1 pseudogene is annotated in these 218 nt (G+C 65.6%); it reads right to left on the reverse strand.

The annotated features are described in order from the left end of the window. A pseudogene (locus tag B3849_RS04710) lies at positions 1-218 on the reverse strand (type 1 glutamine amidotransferase); the annotation flags it as partial.

Consider the following 218-nt stretch of genomic DNA (forward strand, 5'->3'; position numbering starts at 1 on the left):
CTGGTGGCCAAAGCAGATGCCGACCAGCGGGCGGCCTGCCTCGCGGATGGCGCGGATCAGCTGTTCCAGCGGGGGGATCCAGTCATGATCCTCGTAGGCACCGTGTTTCGATCCGGTGATCAGCCAGCCGTCCGCATCCACCGCCGAGGCCGGGAAGTCGCCATCGACCACGGACCAGATCTGGAAGTCGAACCCGTGCCCGCCCAGCAATTTGACGA

This window comes from Sulfitobacter sp. UBA4523 (assembly GCF_002388305.1).
In the GTDB taxonomy this organism is placed as follows: domain Bacteria; phylum Pseudomonadota; class Alphaproteobacteria; order Rhodobacterales; family Rhodobacteraceae; genus Sulfitobacter; species Sulfitobacter pontiacus.